At 73.2% G+C, this 18,432-nt stretch carries 15 protein-coding genes and 1 pseudogene; 10 read left to right on the top strand and 6 right to left on the bottom strand.

Translation table 11 applies throughout. The annotated features are described in order from the left end of the window. Nucleotides 1-68 precede the first annotated feature (68 nt). Both LCE31_RS12755 and LCE31_RS12750 read right to left on the bottom strand, forming a co-directional pair. The gene (locus LCE31_RS12755; RefSeq protein WP_225014326.1) at nucleotides 69-389 is read right to left on the bottom strand and encodes a hypothetical protein; all 321 of its coding nucleotides are present in this window, start codon (nucleotides 387-389) and stop codon (nucleotides 69-71) included. A 125-nt stretch (nucleotides 390-514) separates the two neighbouring features. Further along, the gene (locus LCE31_RS12750; RefSeq protein WP_225014325.1) at nucleotides 515-1,291 is read right to left on the bottom strand and encodes a hypothetical protein; all 777 of its coding nucleotides are present in this window, start codon (nucleotides 1,289-1,291) and stop codon (nucleotides 515-517) included. 696 nt (nucleotides 1,292-1,987) lie between these two features. Here LCE31_RS12750 and LCE31_RS12745 point away from each other — a divergent pair. Beyond that, complete coding sequence (locus tag LCE31_RS12745; RefSeq protein WP_225014324.1) at nucleotides 1,988-2,203, top strand: I78 family peptidase inhibitor; 216 nt, start codon at nucleotides 1,988-1,990, stop codon at nucleotides 2,201-2,203. A gap of 167 nt (nucleotides 2,204-2,370) precedes the next feature. Here LCE31_RS12745 and LCE31_RS12740 read toward each other — a convergent pair whose 3' ends face one another. Beyond that, on the bottom strand, nucleotides 2,371-3,393 hold the full coding sequence (locus LCE31_RS12740) for a phosphatase PAP2 family protein (RefSeq protein WP_225014323.1): 1,023 nt from the start codon (nucleotides 3,391-3,393) through the stop codon (nucleotides 2,371-2,373). A gap of 372 nt (nucleotides 3,394-3,765) precedes the next feature. Between LCE31_RS12740 and LCE31_RS12735 the strand changes: the two genes are divergently transcribed. Then, on the top strand, nucleotides 3,766-4,962 hold the full coding sequence (locus tag LCE31_RS12735; RefSeq protein ID WP_225014322.1) for an acyl-CoA dehydrogenase family protein: 1,197 nt from the start codon (nucleotides 3,766-3,768) through the stop codon (nucleotides 4,960-4,962). A gap of 83 nt (nucleotides 4,963-5,045) precedes the next feature. Here LCE31_RS12735 and LCE31_RS12730 read toward each other — a convergent pair whose 3' ends face one another. Beyond that, nucleotides 5,046-5,486 carry a cell division protein SepF gene (locus LCE31_RS12730; RefSeq protein ID WP_225014321.1) on the bottom strand — a complete coding sequence of 147 codons (441 nt, stop codon included), beginning with the start codon at nucleotides 5,484-5,486 and terminating at the stop codon, nucleotides 5,046-5,048. A gap of 280 nt (nucleotides 5,487-5,766) precedes the next feature. Between LCE31_RS12730 and LCE31_RS12725 the strand changes: the two genes are divergently transcribed. The 3 genes from LCE31_RS12725 (at nucleotide 5,767) to LCE31_RS12715 (ending at nucleotide 9,447) form a co-directional block, all read left to right on the top strand. Then, on the top strand, nucleotides 5,767-7,005 hold the full coding sequence (locus LCE31_RS12725) for a DUF5685 family protein (RefSeq protein ID WP_225014320.1): 1,239 nt from the start codon (nucleotides 5,767-5,769) through the stop codon (nucleotides 7,003-7,005). A 578-nt stretch (nucleotides 7,006-7,583) separates the two neighbouring features. Next, entirely contained in the window at nucleotides 7,584-8,684 is a 1,101-nt protein-coding gene (locus LCE31_RS12720) for a S1 family peptidase (RefSeq protein WP_225014319.1), read from the top strand. Nucleotides 8,685-8,985: 301 nt separating this feature from the next. Then, nucleotides 8,986-9,447: a lamin tail domain-containing protein gene (locus LCE31_RS12715; protein ID WP_225014318.1), complete on the top strand. Its 462-nt coding sequence runs from the start codon at nucleotides 8,986-8,988 to the stop codon at nucleotides 9,445-9,447. 76 nt (nucleotides 9,448-9,523) lie between these two features. Here LCE31_RS12715 and LCE31_RS12710 read toward each other — a convergent pair. Beyond that, nucleotides 9,524-9,778, bottom strand: a pseudogene (locus LCE31_RS12710) (helix-turn-helix domain-containing protein); the annotation flags it as partial. Between LCE31_RS12710 and LCE31_RS12705 the strand changes: the two are divergent. The 3 genes from LCE31_RS12705 (at nucleotide 9,777) to LCE31_RS12695 (ending at nucleotide 15,456) form a co-directional block, all read left to right on the top strand. Beyond that, a complete protein-coding gene (locus LCE31_RS12705; RefSeq protein ID WP_225014317.1) occupies nucleotides 9,777-10,670 on the top strand; it encodes an aminoglycoside phosphotransferase family protein in 894 nt (297 codons plus the stop codon). The pseudogene LCE31_RS12710 and the gene LCE31_RS12705 sit on opposite strands and share 2 nt — an antisense overlap. Nucleotides 10,671-10,942: 272 nt before the next feature. Continuing rightward, on the top strand, nucleotides 10,943-14,500 hold the full coding sequence (locus LCE31_RS12700) for a DNA polymerase III subunit alpha (protein ID WP_225014316.1): 3,558 nt from the start codon (nucleotides 10,943-10,945) through the stop codon (nucleotides 14,498-14,500). Further along, nucleotides 14,497-15,456 carry a DNA polymerase Y family protein gene (locus LCE31_RS12695; protein ID WP_225014328.1) on the top strand — a complete coding sequence of 320 codons (960 nt, stop codon included), beginning with the start codon at nucleotides 14,497-14,499 and terminating at the stop codon, nucleotides 15,454-15,456. Before LCE31_RS12700 ends, LCE31_RS12695 begins: the two co-directional genes overlap by 4 nt. A 329-nt stretch (nucleotides 15,457-15,785) precedes the next feature. Here the strand turns inward: LCE31_RS12695 and LCE31_RS12690 are convergent, their stop codons facing one another. Beyond that, nucleotides 15,786-16,907 (bottom strand): epoxide hydrolase family protein, encoded by a 1,122-nt coding sequence (locus tag LCE31_RS12690; RefSeq protein ID WP_225014315.1) that lies wholly within the window; start codon nucleotides 16,905-16,907, stop codon nucleotides 15,786-15,788. Nucleotides 16,908-17,150: 243 nt separating this feature from the next. Here LCE31_RS12690 and LCE31_RS12685 point away from each other — a divergent pair, with 243 nt between their 5' ends. Next, the gene (locus tag LCE31_RS12685) at nucleotides 17,151-17,735 is read left to right on the top strand and encodes a CGNR zinc finger domain-containing protein (protein ID WP_225014314.1); all 585 of its coding nucleotides are present in this window, start codon (nucleotides 17,151-17,153) and stop codon (nucleotides 17,733-17,735) included. A gap of 201 nt (nucleotides 17,736-17,936) precedes the next feature. Then, a complete protein-coding gene (locus LCE31_RS12680) occupies nucleotides 17,937-18,317 on the top strand; it encodes a GntR family transcriptional regulator (protein WP_225014313.1) in 381 nt (126 codons plus the stop codon). Nucleotides 18,318-18,432 lie beyond the last annotated feature (115 nt).

The raw sequence follows: 18,432 nt of genomic DNA, 5'->3' as shown, positions 1-18,432 counted from the left end.
GTGGCTGTACCACCGCCCCTCCTTCATGTCCCGGACTCTCTCCCCCCGGTGACCCCCGCGGCCGTGCCTCAGACCGGTCGGCGCGGTCCCGGCGGGAGCGCGGCGGCGGCGTGCCGAGGCGGCTGGTTCGGGTCGCGCTGCCAGCTCCCGGGGTGCGCGGGGCGCTCCCCGTACCGGCCGCTGTAGCCGCCCCGGGGGCCCGGGCCGATGCCGAAGGCCGTGAAGCCGAGGTTGTCCTCGCCGCTCCGGTCGCCCGGCAGCGCTCTGAACGATCTCAGGTACTCCGAGTACAGCGCGTCGTAGATCGGCGTGGTGCTGAGGCCGTCCACCAGGTCCTGCGCGGGGCGCATCGAGGGAAGATGGGCGCGGGTCGGTTCGTATGCGTGCACATACCGCCCAACGACACCGGGACCGGTCGGATGCGGGCTGTCGTCCGTTAATGTCCCGGTTGTGGCGGGGTGTCCTTCCGCCGGGCGCCCGCCCGCGGCCGAGAGGCCCGTCCGGTACGGGCTGGTCACGTGCCCGCCAGCGGCATCGCCGCCGCCACCAGGCGGCCGTCGGCCGCGGCCTTGTCCAGCGCGTCCCGCAGCAGGTCCTCGCGCGGCTGCTGCCCGATGGAGCCGACCGGCGCGGCGAACACCAGGACCGTGTTCGACTTGTTGGCCTCGGCCCGCCACCCCTCGGTCACCTGGAGCGGCTGGTGAGCCTGCCACCAGGCCACCTGGCCGCCGTTGTTCGCGCCGGGCTGGAGCACCGCGTGCAGCTGGCCCATGGCGAGCAGCACCGACCAGCCGGGCAGCGCCCGCGGCACGGCCGTCAGGTCGGGTACGGGCTGGAAGCCCTGTTCCACGAGGAGCTGGAGGAACTGGTCGGGGCCCGCCGTGCCGGGCCGTGCGATGGGCGCCGTCGGCTCCACGACCAGGGCGGGGTGCAGGTCGCCCTCGATCAGCACGAGGCCGCTGGTGACGCCGAGCACCGCCTGCTCGCCGCCCGACGGGGCCTGGACGCCGGCCTCGGAGCCCGTGATGGACCGGACCGCTCCCTGGAGCTGATCCTCCGCCACCTGCACCACCTGCGAGGGGATGCAGGAGGCGTGGGCGAAGGCGAGCACAGCGGTCTCCTCGCCGACGAACAGCACCGTGCTCGTCCGCTCCTGCTCCGAGTCGCCCGGCGTGCGGCAGGAGGTGCAGTCGTAGCTTCCCGGCGAGTTCTCTCCGGCGAGCAGCCGGTCGGCTTCTTCGTCGCCGATCTCGGCGCGTACGTCTTCGCTGACGTCGAGCATGCGCGGCACGGGTGGCTCCTCGAACTGGGTACGTGGCGCCGGGCTGTTCCCGGCTCATACGAAGACAACGGGCGAGCCGTGGCCGGGGTCACGCACGTGTCTCGTACGAATTCGAATCCGCGAGGAGCCGCCCCGAACAGGTTTGTTCCGTGTCTCACCAGTCTCACCAAGGGAGCGGCGGCCGCGCCCGGGCCCCCGGCTCGACGGCGGCGCGCTCGCGTCCGTGCGGAGGGTGAGAGCCCCCGGCGAGGCCCTGTCGACGGCACCGGAACCGCGCGCCGGAAGCGGCGTACGCCGTCGACCGCGCGGCGGACTCGGCCGACGGGTGGCCGGCCCGGCGCGGGGGTCCGGCGGTGCCCGAGCGCTCCCCTGCCGCACGGAGGGCGGCGGCCCGAGCGTGCGGCCCGGCCCGGTACGGGTTCCGGCCGCGCCCTTCTGAAGGGAAATTACCGGGGATTACGCCGGTTTCCCTATTTCCGGGAGGTCCGTCCTGCGCGCAGGCACAGGGCGGCCGACGGAATTTATCTGATCTTCGGTCGCGTGAAATTCAGTCGGACGGGATAGGGCGGGCGAGTTACGGCCGCCTTATTGCGTTCCACAGGCCGTCGAGATTCTGTGACAAAAGTGTGACTCCTGTGGGCCGAAAGAGGGTGTCCGTATGACGGACGCCTTCCCCCGCCCGGCGCGGACACCTACGGTGAGGCCATGGCACCGACACCCCGACCGCAGCAGGGCCAGGACGACGATCCCGAGGCGTACGTGGGCCTCGACGCCGAGAGCGCGGAGCACAGGGCGCGGGAACGCGGCTGGACGACGGTGCGCTCGCTGCCGCCCGGTTCCGTCGTCACCCTGGAGTTCCGTGAGGGCCGCCTCAACTTCGAGGTCGACGGCGGGTCCGTGGTCCGCTGCTGGCGCGGCTGACCCCGCGAGCGGCCGACCAGCCCCCTCCGCGCGCTCAGAGCGCCTCCAAGGCCGCTCGTGCCCGCGAGGGGCGGGCGGTGACGTGGTACCCGGCCGTACGCGGACATACAGACGGCGCGTAACGCGGACTTCTCCGCGTTACGCGCCGTCTCTCATGGCCAGGGGGTTCAGCCGCCCGTGACCTGCCGGGACTGCGGCGGCCTACGGGTACCCGACGGCGTGATCGGCGAGTGCTCCGAGCGCACCGGGTGGTGCGTCCTCGACTGGGTCAGCGCCCCCGTGCCCGGGCCGCCGGGCGGGCACGTGCCCGCTGCCGCGGCACCGCCGCCGACCGGCCCGCGCCCCGCGCGCGCCGTGCCGACCTGCTTGCGGGCCTGGTCCTCGTCGCCGCCCCCGGGCAGCCTGGGCGGTCGCGTGTGGACGTCGCCCGGCGCTGCGGGCCCGCGCGCCGCGGCTCTGCGGTAGGCGCGCCAGCGGTCCCGTACGCCGAAGATGGCCAGCTCCGCCCGGCCGATCATCGGCTCGAACCAGGGCATGGCCAGCAGGATCAGCAGGCCGGCGGCCCAGCCGAGCACGACGTCGCTGACCCAGTGCGTACCGAGGTAGACCGTGGTCGCGCCGACGCCGAGGGACAGGGCGGACGAGCCGAGGGAAAGGTAGCGGCGAGTCTGCGGGGTGGTGGCCAGATAGGCGAGGATGCCCCAGGTCACGACCGCGTTGGCGGTGTGACCCGAGGGAAATATGTCCCCGCCGGAGAAGAGCTCGGGGGAACCGATCTGCGTGGCGTAGTGCGGGCCCTGCCGGCCGAGCCCCAGTTTCACCGCGCCGACGGTGGCGTTGAGGAGCAGCAGCGAGGTGCCGAGCACCAGCAGGGGCCGCAGGGTGTGCTGCCGCCAGGACCGCCAGCCGAGCCAGGCGGCGATCATCACGGCGGTGGGGCCGCGCTGCCCGAGGACCACGAAGTAGTCGAGGAACGCGTGCAGCCCGGGCCACTGCTGGTAGGGCCGGAAGAGCATGGTCCTCCAGTCCAGTGCCACCAGCCAGGAGTTGGTGAGCACGGCCGCGACGATGACGACGTAGAACGCCAACGTCCCGCCGAAGAGGGCCGTGCGGGTGGAGCTCATCCGCGGGGGCTCTATCTTCGGTGGCTCCGGCTCCCGGTCGAGGCGGGCAAAGATGTCGGTACGCACCCAATCGACGTTACAGCGAGTGAGTGAGCGGGCAGGTCGTTCCGGTCTCTTTGTGATGACGATGTGATGTGGAGTATGTCTCAGATCACGGTTTATCGAGGGCGGTTGCAGAAATCCATGTGATCTTGGTCTTTTTTATTCGACATGCCGTGCGACACCGAATACGCGTGCTGATAGGAATTCGTTCACCGGGGTGTCGCGCGGAATTTCCCGCCCGCTCGCGGCCCGGTGGCCCAGGATGTGGGCGAGGCGGGAGGGACGGCCGGGCCGCCGGCCGGCGGGGCCGGCCTGGACGCCCGGGCACCGGGGCCGTAACCTCGGCCCCGCCCTAACTACCACCGCTAGTTTTCCGGTGTCGTCGGAGGTAACCGCATGCCCCAGCCGTCCGCCGCCAAACGCCCGCCCTTCGACCCGGGCGACCCGCTCGGGATCGACGACCTGCTCGCGCCGGAGGACCTCGCGGTCCGCGACACCGTACGCGCCTGGGCGTCCGACCGGGTCCTGCCGGTGATCGCCGACTGGTACGAGCGCGGCGAACTGCCCGGCGTACGGGAACTCGCCCGCGAACTCGGCGGGCTCGGCGCTCTCGGCATGCATCTGGAGGGGTACGGCTGCGCCGGGGCCAGTGCCGTGCAGTACGGGCTCGCCTGCCTGGAGTTCGAGGCGGCCGACTCCGGCATCCGCTCCCTCGTCTCCGTGCAGGGGTCGCTCGCGATGTACGCGATCCACCGCTTCGGCTCCGAGGAGCAGAAGCAGCGGTGGCTGCCGCCCATGGCGGCCGGTGAGACGATCGGCTGCTTCGGCCTGACCGAGCCCGACCACGGTTCCGACCCGGCGGGCATGCGCACCCGGGCCCGGCGCGACGGTGGGGACTGGGTGCTCGACGGGCGCAAGATGTGGATCACCAACGGGAGCGTGGCGGGGGTCGCGGTGGTCTGGGCCGCCACCGACGACGGGGTGCGGGGCTTCGTGGTGCCCGCGGACGCGCCGGGGTTCTCCGCGCCGGAGATCAAGCACAAGTGGTCGCTGCGCGCCTCGGTCACCAGCGAACTGGTCCTGGACGGCGTACGGCTGCCCGACGACGCGATGCTGCCCGGGGCGCGCGGCCTCGGTGGACCGCTCAGCTGTCTGAACCAGGCGCGCTACGGGATCGTGTGGGGCGCGATGGGCGCGGCGCGCGCCTGCTTCGAGAGCGCGCTCGGCTACTCCCGCGAGCGGGAGCAGTTCGGCAGGCCCATCGGCGGCTTCCAGCTCACCCAGGCCAAGCTCGCCGACATGGCGCTCGAACTGCACAAGGGCATCCTGCTCGCACACCACCTCGGGCGGCGGATGGACGCCGGGACGCTCCGTCCCGAGCAGGTCAGTTTCGGGAAGCTGAACAACGTGCGCGAGGCGATCGAGATCTGCCGCACCGCCCGGACGATCCTCGGCGCCAACGGGATCTCGCTCGAATACCCGGTGATGCGCCACGCGACGAACCTGGAGTCGGTGCTCACGTACGAGGGGACCGTCGAAATGCACCAACTCGTGCTGGGCAAGGCGCTCACCGGTCTCGACGCCTTCCGCTGAGGCCCGCAGGCCACGGCGATGGCCCCGCCCGGACAGCGTCCCGGCGGCCACCGCGGCACGGGCGACCCGGTGAGCGGCCTTGCTCAGCTCTGGTTGAAGAAGCCGTCCTGGCCGTGGCTGTTGCCGTCGCCCGAGACGATCTCGGTGTGGGCCGGGGTCAGCAGGAAGACGCGGTTGGCGACCCGGTCGATCGATCCGCGCAGGCCGAAGATCAGCCCGGCGGCGAAGTCCACCACGCGCTTGGCGTCGGACGGCTCCATCGCCGTGAGGTTCACGATGACCGGGATGCCGTCCCGGAACAGTTCACCGATGCCGCGCGCGTCCCGGAAGCTGTCGGGGGACACGGTGGCGATTCTGCGGTCCCGGCCTTCGGCGGCCTCCGGAGGAGTCTGGAGGCGGAGGTCGGTCTTCCAGGCGTCACTGCTCCCGGTCTCGACACCCTCGGAGTACTCGTCGTCGTAGTACCGCTCGTCATTGTCCTCGACGAGGCCCAGCCAGGCGCTCGCCTTGCGCACCGATCCCATGGACGCCTCCTTTCACCGCGGTCACTTGTGGTTCCGCATCCCCTCTATGGTCGTCCATCATGCGGATTCCACGCCAAGGGGATAACCGCCGTGCAGATGATTCGTGACGTTACTGGCACACAGGATATGGCGGTTCGTCAGCGTTCTTCCCCGTCGGGATGGATGAATCAGCACGAAATATGAATTTCAGACCAGAAGAGTGATCTTTCGGGCGTACGGGTGACCGGGCCGCCGGTCTCCGCGCGGCGCGCCGCGGGACGGACTCATGGGGGAAACAGCCGTGTTCGGAATCATCAGGCCATGTGCCCATCGGCTCACCGAAGACCTCAGGACCGAGTGGATGGCACATCTGTGCGGGCTCTGCCTGGCGCTTCGGGCGGACCACGGCCAGCTGTCGAGAGTCGTCACCAACTACGACGGCCTGGTCGTCTCGGTCCTGACGGAGGCACAGGCGGCGCGCACGCCGGCCGGGCGCCGCACGGCGGGACCCTGCCCCCTGCGCGGCATGCGGACCGCGCGGGTGGCCCGGGGCGAGGGCGCGCGGCTGGCCGCCGCCGTCTCGCTCGTCCTCGCGTCGGCGAAGATACGCGACCACGCCGACGACGGGGACGGGGCGTTGCGCCGCCGGCCACTCGCCGCTGCGGCACGCCGGGTGGCGGCGGGGTGGGACAGGGCAGGCGCCCGTACCGGCGCGGAACTCGGCTTCGACACGGGCGTCCTGATCGAGGCGGCCGCCCGGCAGGCGGACATCGAGGCGGCGGTGGCGGCGGGGTCGGGCACCGCCGCGGTCCTCGCGGTGACGGAGCCGACCGAGACGGCCACGGCGGCGGCCTTCGCGCACACCGCGGTGCTCGCGGGGCGGCCGGGCAACCGGGAGCCGCTCGCGGAGGCGGGCCGGCTGTTCGGACGCCTCGCCCATCTCCTCGACGCGGTCGAGGACCAGGCGGCCGACGCCGCGTCGGGTGCCTGGAACCCGCTGACCGCGACCGGCACTTCGCGCGCCGAGGCGCGGCGGCTCGCCGACGACGCGGTGCACGGCATCCGGCCGGCCCTGAAAGACGTGGACTTCGGTGACGGGCGGCTGGCGCACGTCCTGCCCGCGCACGAGTCGCGGATGGCGGTGGACCGGGTGTTCGGCACCACGGGCTGTGCGCACGGCGCGGCGGACCCGCGCGCGCCGCACGATCCGCGGGTCCCGTACGACCCTGGGGCGCCCGACGCCCCGGAGGCGCCCGGCGGGCCCTGGGGGCCCGAGGGGCCGCGCAAGCCCCGCAAGCGGGGGTTCCTGGCCGGCTGCGCGGTGTCCGTGGGGCTCTGCTGCACCTGCCGGGCCTGCTGCGCGAACGAGTTCGCCGGGCCCTGGTCGGGGCAGCGGCGTCAGGGGCTCTGCCGGGGCAGCGGTGACTGCGACTGCTCCGGCTGCGCCGACTGCTGCCAGTGCTGCACCTGTGGCGACGGCGGTGATGGTTGTGGCGGCTGCGACGGTTGTGACTGCTGCGACTGCGACTGCGGATGTTGAACGATGGCGACCGTCGCGTTCCGCACGCGCGGGGACGGACCGGCATACCGGCGTACCCGCGTACCCGCGTACCGACATACCGACCGGCGGGCAGGGCAACGCGCCGCCGCCGAGCCGCGGCTGACGGCACTTCGGGCCGGGGACCGGGGATCGCGCTCGTGGAGCCGGGGCGCTGCCCGACCGCGGCCCGGCGCAGCGCCCCGGCGTGGAAACGGAAGTCGGGCGGAAGCCGGACGGAGGCCGTGGCGGCTCCGGAGGTTTCGGCGCGCGCGGGCCGGAGTCCTGGGGCGCGGACGGGAGGCAGGGGCGGTTTTCGGAAGGCCGGCGCCCAGCGGTCCCCGTGCGCCGAGGCGTTCCACGGGCCGCCGGTGACGTTCGCGAACCGGAATCTCTCCACGACGGCCGGCGGCGCGCGCACCGGCCGTACGGGGCCCGCGCCGGTGTGGCCCGTGCCACAGGCGAGTCCCGCGGTGGGGGTTGTGTGCTACTCACAGGTTTCGCCATAGTGGGCGGCCACATCCTCCGTACCGGGCCACCCCACATGTGCTCGGTACGGTCCCCCCACAGGAGGCCCGTAGATGAATCACGGTCAGCACCGGCGAATATCCGGGAAGCGCGCAGCGGTCGCGGGAGGTGCGGCGGTCGCCCTGGTGATGGCGGGCATCACCTTTCAGACTGCGAACGCGAGCGAGCCGGCACCCCAGTTCACGGTGAAGTCGCTGACGGCGTCGGCGGCCGGAAAGCTCTCCTCGTCGCTCGGCAAGGACCTCGGCTCGAACGACACGGCGGGCTCGTACTACGACGCGAAGACGAAGGCGCTCGTGGTCAACGTCCTCAACGGCGACGCGGCGGACACCGTGCGCCGGGCGGGCGGCCGGGCCAAGGTCGTCGACAACTCGCTCAGCGAGCTGCGGAGCGCGACGAAGACGCTGTCCGGCACGGCGTCGTCCGTGGCCGGCACGTCCTGGGCGATCGACCCGGTGTCGAACAAGGTGGTCGTCACGGCCGACCGCACGGTCAAGGGCGATGCGCTCGCCAAGCTGGACAGCGCCGTGAAGAACCTCGGCGGCAAGGCCGAGCTGAAGCGGTCCGCCGGGCAGTTCAAGCCGTTCATCGCGGGCGGCGACGCGATCGAGGGGTCGGGCGGGCGCTGCTCGCTCGGCTTCAACGTGGTCAAGGACGGCCAGCCGTACTTCCTGACGGCGGGCCACTGCACGCAGGCCATCAGTGACTGGACGGACGGGCAGGGCAACGAGCTCGGCTCGAACGCGGGCTCGGACTTCCCCGGCCATGACTACGGTCTCGTGAAGTACGCGTCCTCCGACACCGCGCACCCGAGCGAGGTGGACCTGTACAACGGCAGCACCCAGAAGATCACGGGGGCCGGCGAGGCGACGGTCGGGATGAACGTGACGCGCAGCGGCTCGACGTCGCACGTCCACGACGGCTCGGTGACGGGGCTCGACGCCACCGTCAACTACGGCAACGGCGACGTCGTCAACGGGCTCATCCAGACGGACGTCTGCGCCGAGCCCGGCGACAGCGGCGGTTCGCTGTTCTCCGGCAGCACGGCGATCGGCCTGACGTCGGGAGGCAGCGGTGACTGCACGTCCGGCGGGGAGACCTTCTTCCAGCCGGTGCCCGCGGCGCTGACGGCGTTCGGCGCGCAGATCGGCTGACGGACAGGCGGGACCGGAGGGCCGGACCGGGGCATCGCGCCCCGGCCCGGCCCTCCGGCATGAGGTGCGCGGGTGCGGGGCCTGCGGGCGCGAGGCCTGCGGGCGCGAGGGGATGCGGAACCGCGGCGCGCGGGCCCGGGGGCCCGGGAGCCCTGGCAGCACCTCGGGGGAGGGCTCGGGGCGATCGGAACGCGAATGTCCTGGTTCTGTAACTGAGGCCCCAGAGGCGCGCGATACACACTTAATCTGCTTTTCCGCCGGGCGCGTCCGATGCGTCCGGAGTGCCCGTGGGGGGTCCCGCATGTTCCGTATCCGTACTCTGTCCGCCGCCGGGGCGGCTGCCGTGGCCGTGGTGGCCGGAGTGGCGCTGCTGCCCGCGCAGGCGCAGGCCGCTTCCGGGTCCGTGCACCTGTACAAGATCTACTACGACAGCCCCGGCACGGACCGCGGCTCCAACACCAGCCTCAACGCGGAGTACGCGCAGATCCGCAACACCACGTCGAAGGCGGTCAGCCTCAAGGGCTGGACGCTGACCGACGCCTCGCGCCACACGTACACATTCGGCACGTACACGCTCGGCAAGGGCGCGACGGTCACCGTGCACACGGGCAAGGGCACGAACACGGCGGCGAACCGGTACCAGAACCGGGCCGCGTACGTGTGGAACAACGACAAGGACACGGCGACGCTGAAGAAGTCCACGGGCGCGAAGGTGGACACCTGCTCCTACAACTCCACCCGGGTCGACTACGTCATGTGCTGACGTCATGGTGCGTCAGTCCTTGGAGAGGGGCTGGCCACCAGTCGGGGCGCAGACCTGCATGTCGTAGCCCTCAAGGGCGGGGACGGCCTCCCGCCCACCGAGGGGCCGGACAGGGCGGGCCGATCTCGTTGAACCGGTGGATCGCATCCCGGATGGTGTCCTCGTCGGCCTGCGCCGGCCGGGCGACCACCGGGGTGCGGTTCCCGCCGGCTGACGCCGGCGGCATCACCGCGCGTCGGAAGCGCGCCGAACCGGTGGTGCCCCGGCACGCGATCTGGATCTTCCGGAGAGGGAAAGCCGCTCCGCCGGCCCCAGTACTGTGACTTCGCATGACCGACTCCGAGATCCAGATCACCGCAGACCTGGTCCGCGACCTGCTGCGGGAGCAGCATCCAGACCTTGCGGGGCTGGCCGTCCGCGAGGTGGCGGGCGGCTGGGGCAACCAGATGTGGCGCCTCGGGGACGAGTTGGCCGTGCGCATGCAGCGCATGGACCCCACCCCCGAGCTCCAGCTCAAGGAGCGGCGGTGGCTGCCCGTGCTGGCCCCTCGCCTGCCGCTCCCGGTGCCGACCCCGGTGCGGTTCGGCGAACCGTCCGAGCGGTTCCCCAAGCACTGGACCGTGATGACGTGGGTTCCCGGCGAGCCGCTGGACCACGGCTCGATCAGCCGCGGCGACCACGCGGCCGACACGCTGGCGGGCTTCCTCGGGGCGCTTCATGTGGAAGCACCCGCCGAGGCGCCGGTCGGCTCGGACTTCGGCGCTCACCCCAAGGAGTGCACGGACGGCTTCGACCGCTTCTTTGAAGCCGTGGTCCCCGGCGGCATCGCGGGCGAGGTCCGGGCCGTCTGGGACGACGCCGTCGCGGCCCCCGAGTGGGAGGGCCCGCCGGTATGGGTGCACGGCGACCTCCATCCCGCGAACGTCGTCGTCTCGGACGGAACGCTCTGCGGCATCGTCGACTTCGGCGCCATGTTCGCCGGCGACCCGGCCTGGGACCTCGCCGCCGCGTGGGTTCTGCTGCCCGCGGGCAGCGCCTCACGGTTCTTCGATGCGTACGCGCGTGCGGACGAGGCGGCGATCCGGCGCGCCCGCGGGCTGGCCGCTATGAAGAGCCTGTTCCTCATGCTGATGGGCCAGAACGGAGACCGGGGCCTTCCTGGCGGCAAGCCGGCATGGGGACCCGCGGGCCGAGCGGCGCTCGATCGTGTTCTTCAAAGCTAGTCAGGCCCTCGGGCGGCGGCGCAGAAGCGGTGCCGGTTCCCGCTGAAATTCCCAGTGCCGCGCCCCGGAGGCCGGTCTCGTAGCGGCCCGGGAGCCGGTCGCAGAGGGCCCGGGGACCGGTCGTGGAGGGGCGCGAGACCGGTCGTGGAAGGGCGCGGAAGGCGGTCGCGGAGAGCGGCGGAGGCCGCCCTTCGGTGTCGTTCGCACGAGCGTTCGAAACTGGTTATGGTGGGAACCGTGGGGGCGATTTCCGGACGGTTCAGGAGGTGGGTGTGCCGACGTTCACGCATCTGCACACCGCCTCCGGGTTCTCCCTGCGCTACGGCGCCTCCCACCCGGCGGCGCTGGCGGCGCGCGCCGCGGAGCGTGGCCTCGACGCGCTCGCCCTGACCGACCGCGACACCCTCGCGGGCGCCGTCAGGTTCGCCAAGGCGTGCGAGGGGCAGGGTGTGCGCCCGCTGTTCGGTGTGGACCTCGCCGTGCGGCCCGCCATCCCGGGCGAGGGGCCCGGGCGCGCGGGCGGGACCGCGGTGCGCCGGCGTGCCACCCCCGTGCGCGGCGGCGCCTTCGTCGACGAGTCCGCGCCCCGTGCCGTCTTCCTCGCCCGCGACGGCGCGGCCGGCTGGGCCGACCTGTGCAGGCTGGTGTCCACCGCGCACGCCACCGGGGCGGACGGCCCGCTGCTCACCTGGGACGACAACCACGGCGACGCCCTCACCGTCCTCCTCGGCCCGGACTCCGAGGTCGGCCGCGCCCTCGCCGCGGGCCGCCCGGACCGCGCCGCCCGGCTCCTCGCGCCCTGGCGCGAGGCGTACGGCGACGGCCTGCGCCTTGAGGTCGTGCACCACGGGCGCGGCGGTACGGGCCCCGGCTCGCTGCGCCATGCCGCCCGTACCCTCGGCTTCGCCGTCGAGCAGGGCGTCCCCGCGGTGCTCGGCAACGCCGTGCGGTACGCGGACCCCGGCCTCGGCCCGGTCGCCGACGTGCTCGACGCGGCCCGCCGCCTCGTCCCCGTCGACCCCCGCAAGGGCCTCGACACGGGGGAGCGGTGGCTGAAGGACGCGCCCGCGATGGCCCGTACCGCCCGGGCGGTCGCCGAGGCGGCGGGGCTCGGGCGGGACATCGCGCACCAGTTGCTCGCGCTGACCGAGCGGACCGCGGACGCCTGCCGGGTCGACCCGGCGGGCGACATCGGCGTCATCGACATGGCGAAGGGGTTCGGCGCGCACAACGTGCACTTCCCCGAGCCCGGCCTGGTCGGGGCCGGCCGGCGCACCGCCGCCCGCGTGCTGCGCTCGCGCGCCGCCGCGGGGATGGTCGCGCGCGGCTACGACCTGCGGCCCGACCACCGCGACTACTGGCAGCGGCTGGACGCCGAGCTGCGCACGATCGACGGGTTCGGCTTCGCCTCGTACTTCCTCACCGTCGCCGGGGTGAGCGACGACATCAAGCGGATGGGGATTCGGGTCGCCGCGCGCGGCTCGGGCGCCGGTTCGCTGGTCAACCACCTGCTGGGGATCGCGCCCGCCGACCCGGTCGAGCACGGCCTGCTGATGGAGCGGTTCCTGTCCAGCCGCCGCCCCGGGCTGCCCGACATCGACATCGACGTGGAGTCGGCGCGCCGCCTTGAGGTGTACCGCGCGATCCTCGACCGGTTCGGGCCTGAGCGGGTCGCGGCCGTCGCGATGCCGGAGACGTACCGGGTCCGGCACGCCGTACGGGACGTCGGCGCCGCACTGTCCATGGACCCGGCCGAGATCGACCGGATCGCCAAGGCGTTTCCGCACATCCGGGCCAAGGACGCGCGCGCCGCCCTGGCCGAGCTGCCGGAACTGGCGGGGCTGATGGAGCGGCCGGAGGAGAAGAAACGTTACGGCAGGTTCTGGGACCTGGTGGAGGCGCTGGACGCGCTGCCGCGTGGCGTCGCCATGCACCCCTGCGGCGTGCTGCTCTCCGACGCCTCGCTGCTGCGCCGCACCCCGGTGGTGCCGACCAGCGGCGAGAACTTCCCGATGTCCCAGTTCGACAAGGAGGACGTCGAGGATCTGGGCCTGCTCAAACTGGACGTGCTGGGCGTGCGGATGCAGTCGGCGATGGCGCACGCCGTCGCCGAGATCGGCCGCGCCACCGGCCGGGAGCTGGATCTCGACGACCCGGCGCAGGTGCCGCAGGGCGACCCGGAGACGTACCGGCTGATCCGCTCCGCCGAGACGCTCGGCTGCTTCCAGATCGAGTCGCCGGGCCAGCGCGACCTGGTCGGCAGGCTCCAGCCCGCCACCTTCCACGACCTGGTCGTGGACATCTCGCTGTTCAGGCCGGGGCCCGTCGCCGCCGACATGGTGCGGCCCTTCATCGAGGCGCGGCACGGCAGGGCGCCCGTCCGCTATCCGCACGAGCACCTGAGGGGAGCGCTGGAGGAGACCTACGGCGTGGTCGTCTTCCACGAGCAGATCATCAAGATGCTGGACATCATGACCGGCTGCGGCCGGGAGCAGGCCGACCGGGTCAGGCGCGGCCTGTCCGACCCCGAGTCGGCCGGGGCGATCCGCGCCTGGTTCGAACGGGCCACCCGGGAGCGGGGGTACGGCCCCGAGGCCGTCGCGCGCGCCTGGGAGATTGTCGAGGCGTTCGGCTCGTACGGGTTCTGCAAGGCGCACGCCGTCGCGTTCGCCGTACCGACCTACCAGTCGGCGTGGCTGAAGGCCCACCACCCGGCGGCCTTCTACGCGGGGCTGCTCACCCACGACCCGGGGATGTACCCGAAGAGGCTGCTGCTCGCCGACGCGCGGCGGCGCGGGGTGCCGGTGCTGCCGCTCGACGTGAACCGGTCGGCGGTCACTCATCGAATCGAACTGGTGTCTGAGAAGGGGCCCGAGGTGGGACGTTGGGGGCTGCGGCTCGCGCTCTCGGACGTCCACGGCATCAGCGAGGCGGAGAGCGAGCGGATCGAGGCCGGGCAGCCGTACACCTCACTGCTCGACTTCTGGCAGCGGGCCCGTCCCGGCAGGCTGGTGGCAGACCGGCTCGCCCAGGTCGGCGCGCTGGACGCGTTCGGCGCGAACCGCCGCGACCTGCTGCTGCACCTGTCGGAACTGGGCGCGGCCCAGCGCGGCAGGGGCACGCGCAGAGGCGGGACCGGGACCCAACTCCCGCTGGAGGACGGGCAGAAGACCGCGCCGGTCGGACTGCCCGACCTGGACGACACGGAGCGGCTGAGCGCCGAACTCGGCGTGCTGTCCATGGACGCGTCCAGGAACCTGATGGACGACCACCAGGCCTTCCTCGCCGAACTCGGCGTGTACGGGGCGAAACGGCTGCGGGATGTGCCGCATGGCACGACCGTGCTGGTCGCGGGCGCCAAGGTGGCCACCCAGACACCGCCGATCCGGTCCGGCAGGCGGGTCATCTTCACCACGCTGGACGACGGCGGCGGCCTGGTGGACCTGGCCTTCTTCGACGACTCGCACGACGCGTGCGCGTACACCGTCTTCCACTCCTGGCTGCTGCTGGTGCGCGGGGTGGTGCAGCGCCGCGGGCCGCGCAGCCTGAGCGTGGTGGGCGCACGCGCCTGGAACCTCGCGGAACTGGTGGAACTCCGGCAGCGCGAGGGCCTGGAGGCGGTTGCCGCCGCGCTGGCCGCGCCCGCGCCCGGCGGCGGCACGGGTGACGGCGGCGGAGTGCCGGACGGCCGGGGCACCCCGGGCGGCGACCGCCGCATCCACCTGCCCACCGGCTACGAGATGAACCCCTGGTCCGACCTCCGCCCGGCCGGCGAAGGGCCGGGAACAGGGCGGAAGCTGTGGCATTCGAGCCCGGGGAGCGCGGGATGATCATCTGCGTGCGGCTGCGCGACGGCGCGGCACTGCCCGACCTGCTCGGCGTGGCCCGGGACCTCAGCCCGGTGGTCCAGGCGCTGCCGCCGGACACCGCGCTGGTCGATGTCGCGGGCGCCGAGCGGTACTTCGGCCAGGACGCGGCCGGGATCGCCTCGGTGCTGCGGGTGCGCGCGCTCGCGTACGCGGGCGCCGACTGCGCCCTCGGCGTGGCCGCGACCCCGCTGCTCGCGCGGATGGCCGCGCGCCAGGCCGCGTACGGCGCGACGGTGACGGTGGCGGAAGGCCCGCGCGAACCCGCCGCGTTCCTCGCGCCGAAGCCGGTCACCGCGCTGCCCGGCGTCGGTACCGCGACGGCGCGCACGCTGCGCGCGTACGGCCTCGGCACCGTCGGGAAGGCGGCGGGCGTCCCGCTGGCCACCCTCCAGCGGCTCCTCGGCGTACGCGCGGGGCGGGAGGTGTACGAGAAGGCGCACGGCATCGACCGCACGAAGGTGGTCCCGGACGCGGGCAGCCACGGCATCGCCGCCGAACGCTCCTTCCCCCACGACGAACTGGACCCCGGGGCGCACCACCGCGCCCTGCTGTCCGCGGCCGGCGAACTGGGCGCACGGCTGCGCGACCACGACCAGGCGTGCCGCTCCCTGACGCTGGTGGTGCGCTACGCGGACGGCTCGGCCACCGTCCGCACCCGGGCCCTCCCCGAGGCCACCGCCCACTCGCCCGACCTCACCGCCACCGCCTACCGGATGCTCGACGCGCTCGGCCTGCAGCGCGCCAGGGTACGGGCGTTCTCGCTGCGCGCGGAGGCCCTGGTCGCGGCGGACCGGGTCACCCGCCAGCTCACCTTCGACCCGGCGGACGACCGCTCACGCCGCCTGGAGGAGACCGCGGACCGCGTCCGCGCCCGCTTCGGCCCGTCGGCGATCGGCCCGGGAGCACTGGCCGCCTGACGGTACGGGGGGCTCGGGTACGGGGGTTCGGGCGCCCGGTCGTACGGAGGTCCCGGGAGCGCCGGCCGCCCGGTCGTACGGCAGCGGCGTCCGCGCCCGGCCGATTGTCAGTGGGCGCGGGAATCCCCCACGAGCGGATCGTCGCGTGGCTCACCCCGCTGGTCGGGCGGGTGCGCCACCTCCCGCTCTCCGGCGAACACGCGCTGTGGGGCAAGGAGGTGGACGACGACCGGTACGCGGTCCTGGGCGGCCCGGCCCTCGCACGGCCGGCGGCAGGGCGGGGCGGACCATCCCCTGGGCGTTGGCTTCCCGCGGGGTGGCACGGACAGTCAGCGGAACAGGCGGAAGAACCCGCGCACCTGCTCGACCAGCGACTCCGGCTGCTCCAGCGCGGCGAAGTGGCCACCGTGCGGCAGCTCCTCGAACCAGCGCAGGTCGGTGAACCGCAGCTCGGCTTCCCGCCTCGACGGGCGGGTTATGTCGTACGGGTAGACCGACAGCCCGGATGGCGCGGTCACCTTGTCTCGGAAGTTGGCGAAGCTCTCCCAGTACAGGCGCGCCGACGACGTGGCCGACGCGGTGAACCAATAGACCGAGATCTCGTCGAGGATCGTCTGCCGCGACACCGCGTCCTCGGGATGGCCGTCGTTGTCCGTCCACGCCCAGAACTTCTCGGCGATCCAGGCGGCCTGCCCCGCCGGGGAGTCGGTGAGGCCGTAGCCGAGGGTCTGCGGCCGGGTCGCCTGGATCGCCGAGTACCCCCGGCCGGTGCGCCGCATCTCCTTCTCTGCCTCGAGATTCGCCAGCTCCGCGGGCGTCGGGTCGTCGAAGGTGCCCGCCGCCACGGAGCCCAGGTTCAGGTGCACGCCGGCGACCCGCTCGGGCGCCACCTCGCCCAGCACCGCGGACACCGCCGAACCCCAGTCACCGCCCTGCGCGCCGTACCGCTCGTACCCCAGCGAGACCATCAACGTGTCCCAGGCGTGCGCGGTGCGAGTGATGCCCCACCCGGTCGTCGACGGCTTGTCGCTCCAGCCGTACCCGGGCAACGACGGCGCGACCACGTGGAACGCGTCCGCCGGGTCGCCGCCGTGCGCGCGCGGGTCGGTCAGCGGGCCGAGGACCTCCAGGAACTCGAGTACCGAACCCGGCCACCCGTGCGTGAGCACGAGCGGGAACGCGTCCGGCTCCGGCGAGCGGACGTGCAGGTAGTGGATGCCCAGCCCGTGGATCGTGTCGCGGTACTGCGGGAACACGTTCAGCCGCTCGGCGAACCCGAAGTCGTAGTCCTCGGCCCAACTGCGGCAAAGCTCCTGCGCGTACGCCAGCGGCAAACCCTGTGACCAGTCGTCCACCGGCTCGCGCTCGGGCCACCGTGTCCGCCGCAATCGTTCACGCAGGTCCGCGATCTCGGCTTCGGTGATGCTGACCTCGAACGGCTCGGCGGACATGGCAAAACTCCTTACTGGTCAAGGCGTTGTCGGATCAGATGCAGATGGACCGTCATCGCGGGCTCCCACGCGTGGCGTCGGGTTCGGGGCGGCGGTCGGCGGCAGGGAGCCGGGTCAGGCTGAGGACAAGTCCGGCCAGGGGGAGTGCCGCGAGCACGGCGAGGGCCACCGGTGCCGGACAGGTTGTGACACGCTAAAGCTCCTTTGGGTGTAACGTTACGGAGCGGTGAGGAGATACGTCAAATGCAGGATGCGTGTTACAACCCATGGGTGGTCCAGACGGCCGTCGACCTGGCCAACACCTTGAGGCCGATCAAGGGGGAGGACGCGCTCGAGACCGTGGAGCAGCTCAGGGACTTCCTTGACGACCATCCCGCGGCCGAGCCTCCGAGTTCGGCCGCGGACCAAGGGACAGGTCTGCGGCATCTCACCCACGCCGACCTGGCGGAAGTCCGCGCGTTGCGCGAGACGGTGCGTGAGGTGCTCGAACGGGCGAACGCGGACGCGGTCGAAGCCGCGGCTCTGATCAACGACGGTCTGCGTCGCAGCCGCGCCACCCCGGAACTGCGCCACGAGGACGACCGCTGGTGGACCGAGGTGACCTCCGGCACCGACCGCTGCTCGGCGCACCTTGCCGCGACTACGCTCAGCGCGCTGGCCTCCGTGATCGCCACGCTCGGTCCCGCTCGTCTCGGCGTATGTGCCGGGCCGACCTGCCGGGCCACGTTCGTGGACCTCTCGCGCAACGGCTCGAAGCAGTACTGCACCCGAACCTGCGCACACCGGGCCAGCGTCGCGGCCTACCGGAGCCGGCGCAGCCCACGTTGAGTGCCGGCACCTGACCCTGCCGGGCCGGCCCCGGGGTTTCGTCCGAGCCCGCCTTCGACGAACTCGTCCGGGCCTCCGAGGGCGTTCCTCAGAGGCGGCTGCGGCGGGGGCCGGCCCCGCGGCGGAGGACCGTACGCGCGCGGGCGGCGCGCCCGCGCCCCGTTTTCCCGCCGGGGCGGGCCGGGGGAGACAATCGGAGGCGTGACCTTGCGACTCAGGATCGACACCGCGGGCGGCGACGCGCCGTACGAACAGCTCAGGGCCCAGATCGCGGACCAGGTCCGGGACGGGGAGCTGCCGGTCGGGTACAAGCTGCCCACCGTGCGCGGTCTCGCCGCGGACCTCGGCCTCGCCGCGAACACCGTGGCGAAGGCGTACCGCGTACTGGAGACGGACGGTGTGATCGAGACGCGCGGCCGCAACGGCACGTTCGTCGCGTCGGCGGGCGACGCGGCGGCCCACGAGGCGGCTCTGGCCGCCGCGGCCTTCGCCCAGCGGGCACACCGCCTCGGACTGAACGAGGCCGCGGCCCGCGAGGCGGCGCACGAGGCGCTGCGCGCGGTCTACGGACCTGGGGCCTGAGCGCCGGGGGGGGGGGGGGGGGGGGGGGGGGGGGGGGGGGGGGCGCGGCGGGGCCGGGGGGGGGGCGGGGCGCGGCGGGGGGGGGGCGCCCCCCCCCCCCCCCCCCGGCCGGGTA

Origin of the sequence: Streptomyces sp. 8L (genome assembly GCF_020176795.1) — a bacterium.
Classification (GTDB): domain Bacteria; phylum Actinomycetota; class Actinomycetes; order Streptomycetales; family Streptomycetaceae; genus Streptomyces.
The sequence above is the reverse complement of the archived record's forward strand: the minus strand, read 5'-3'. Positions and strand labels throughout refer to the sequence as shown.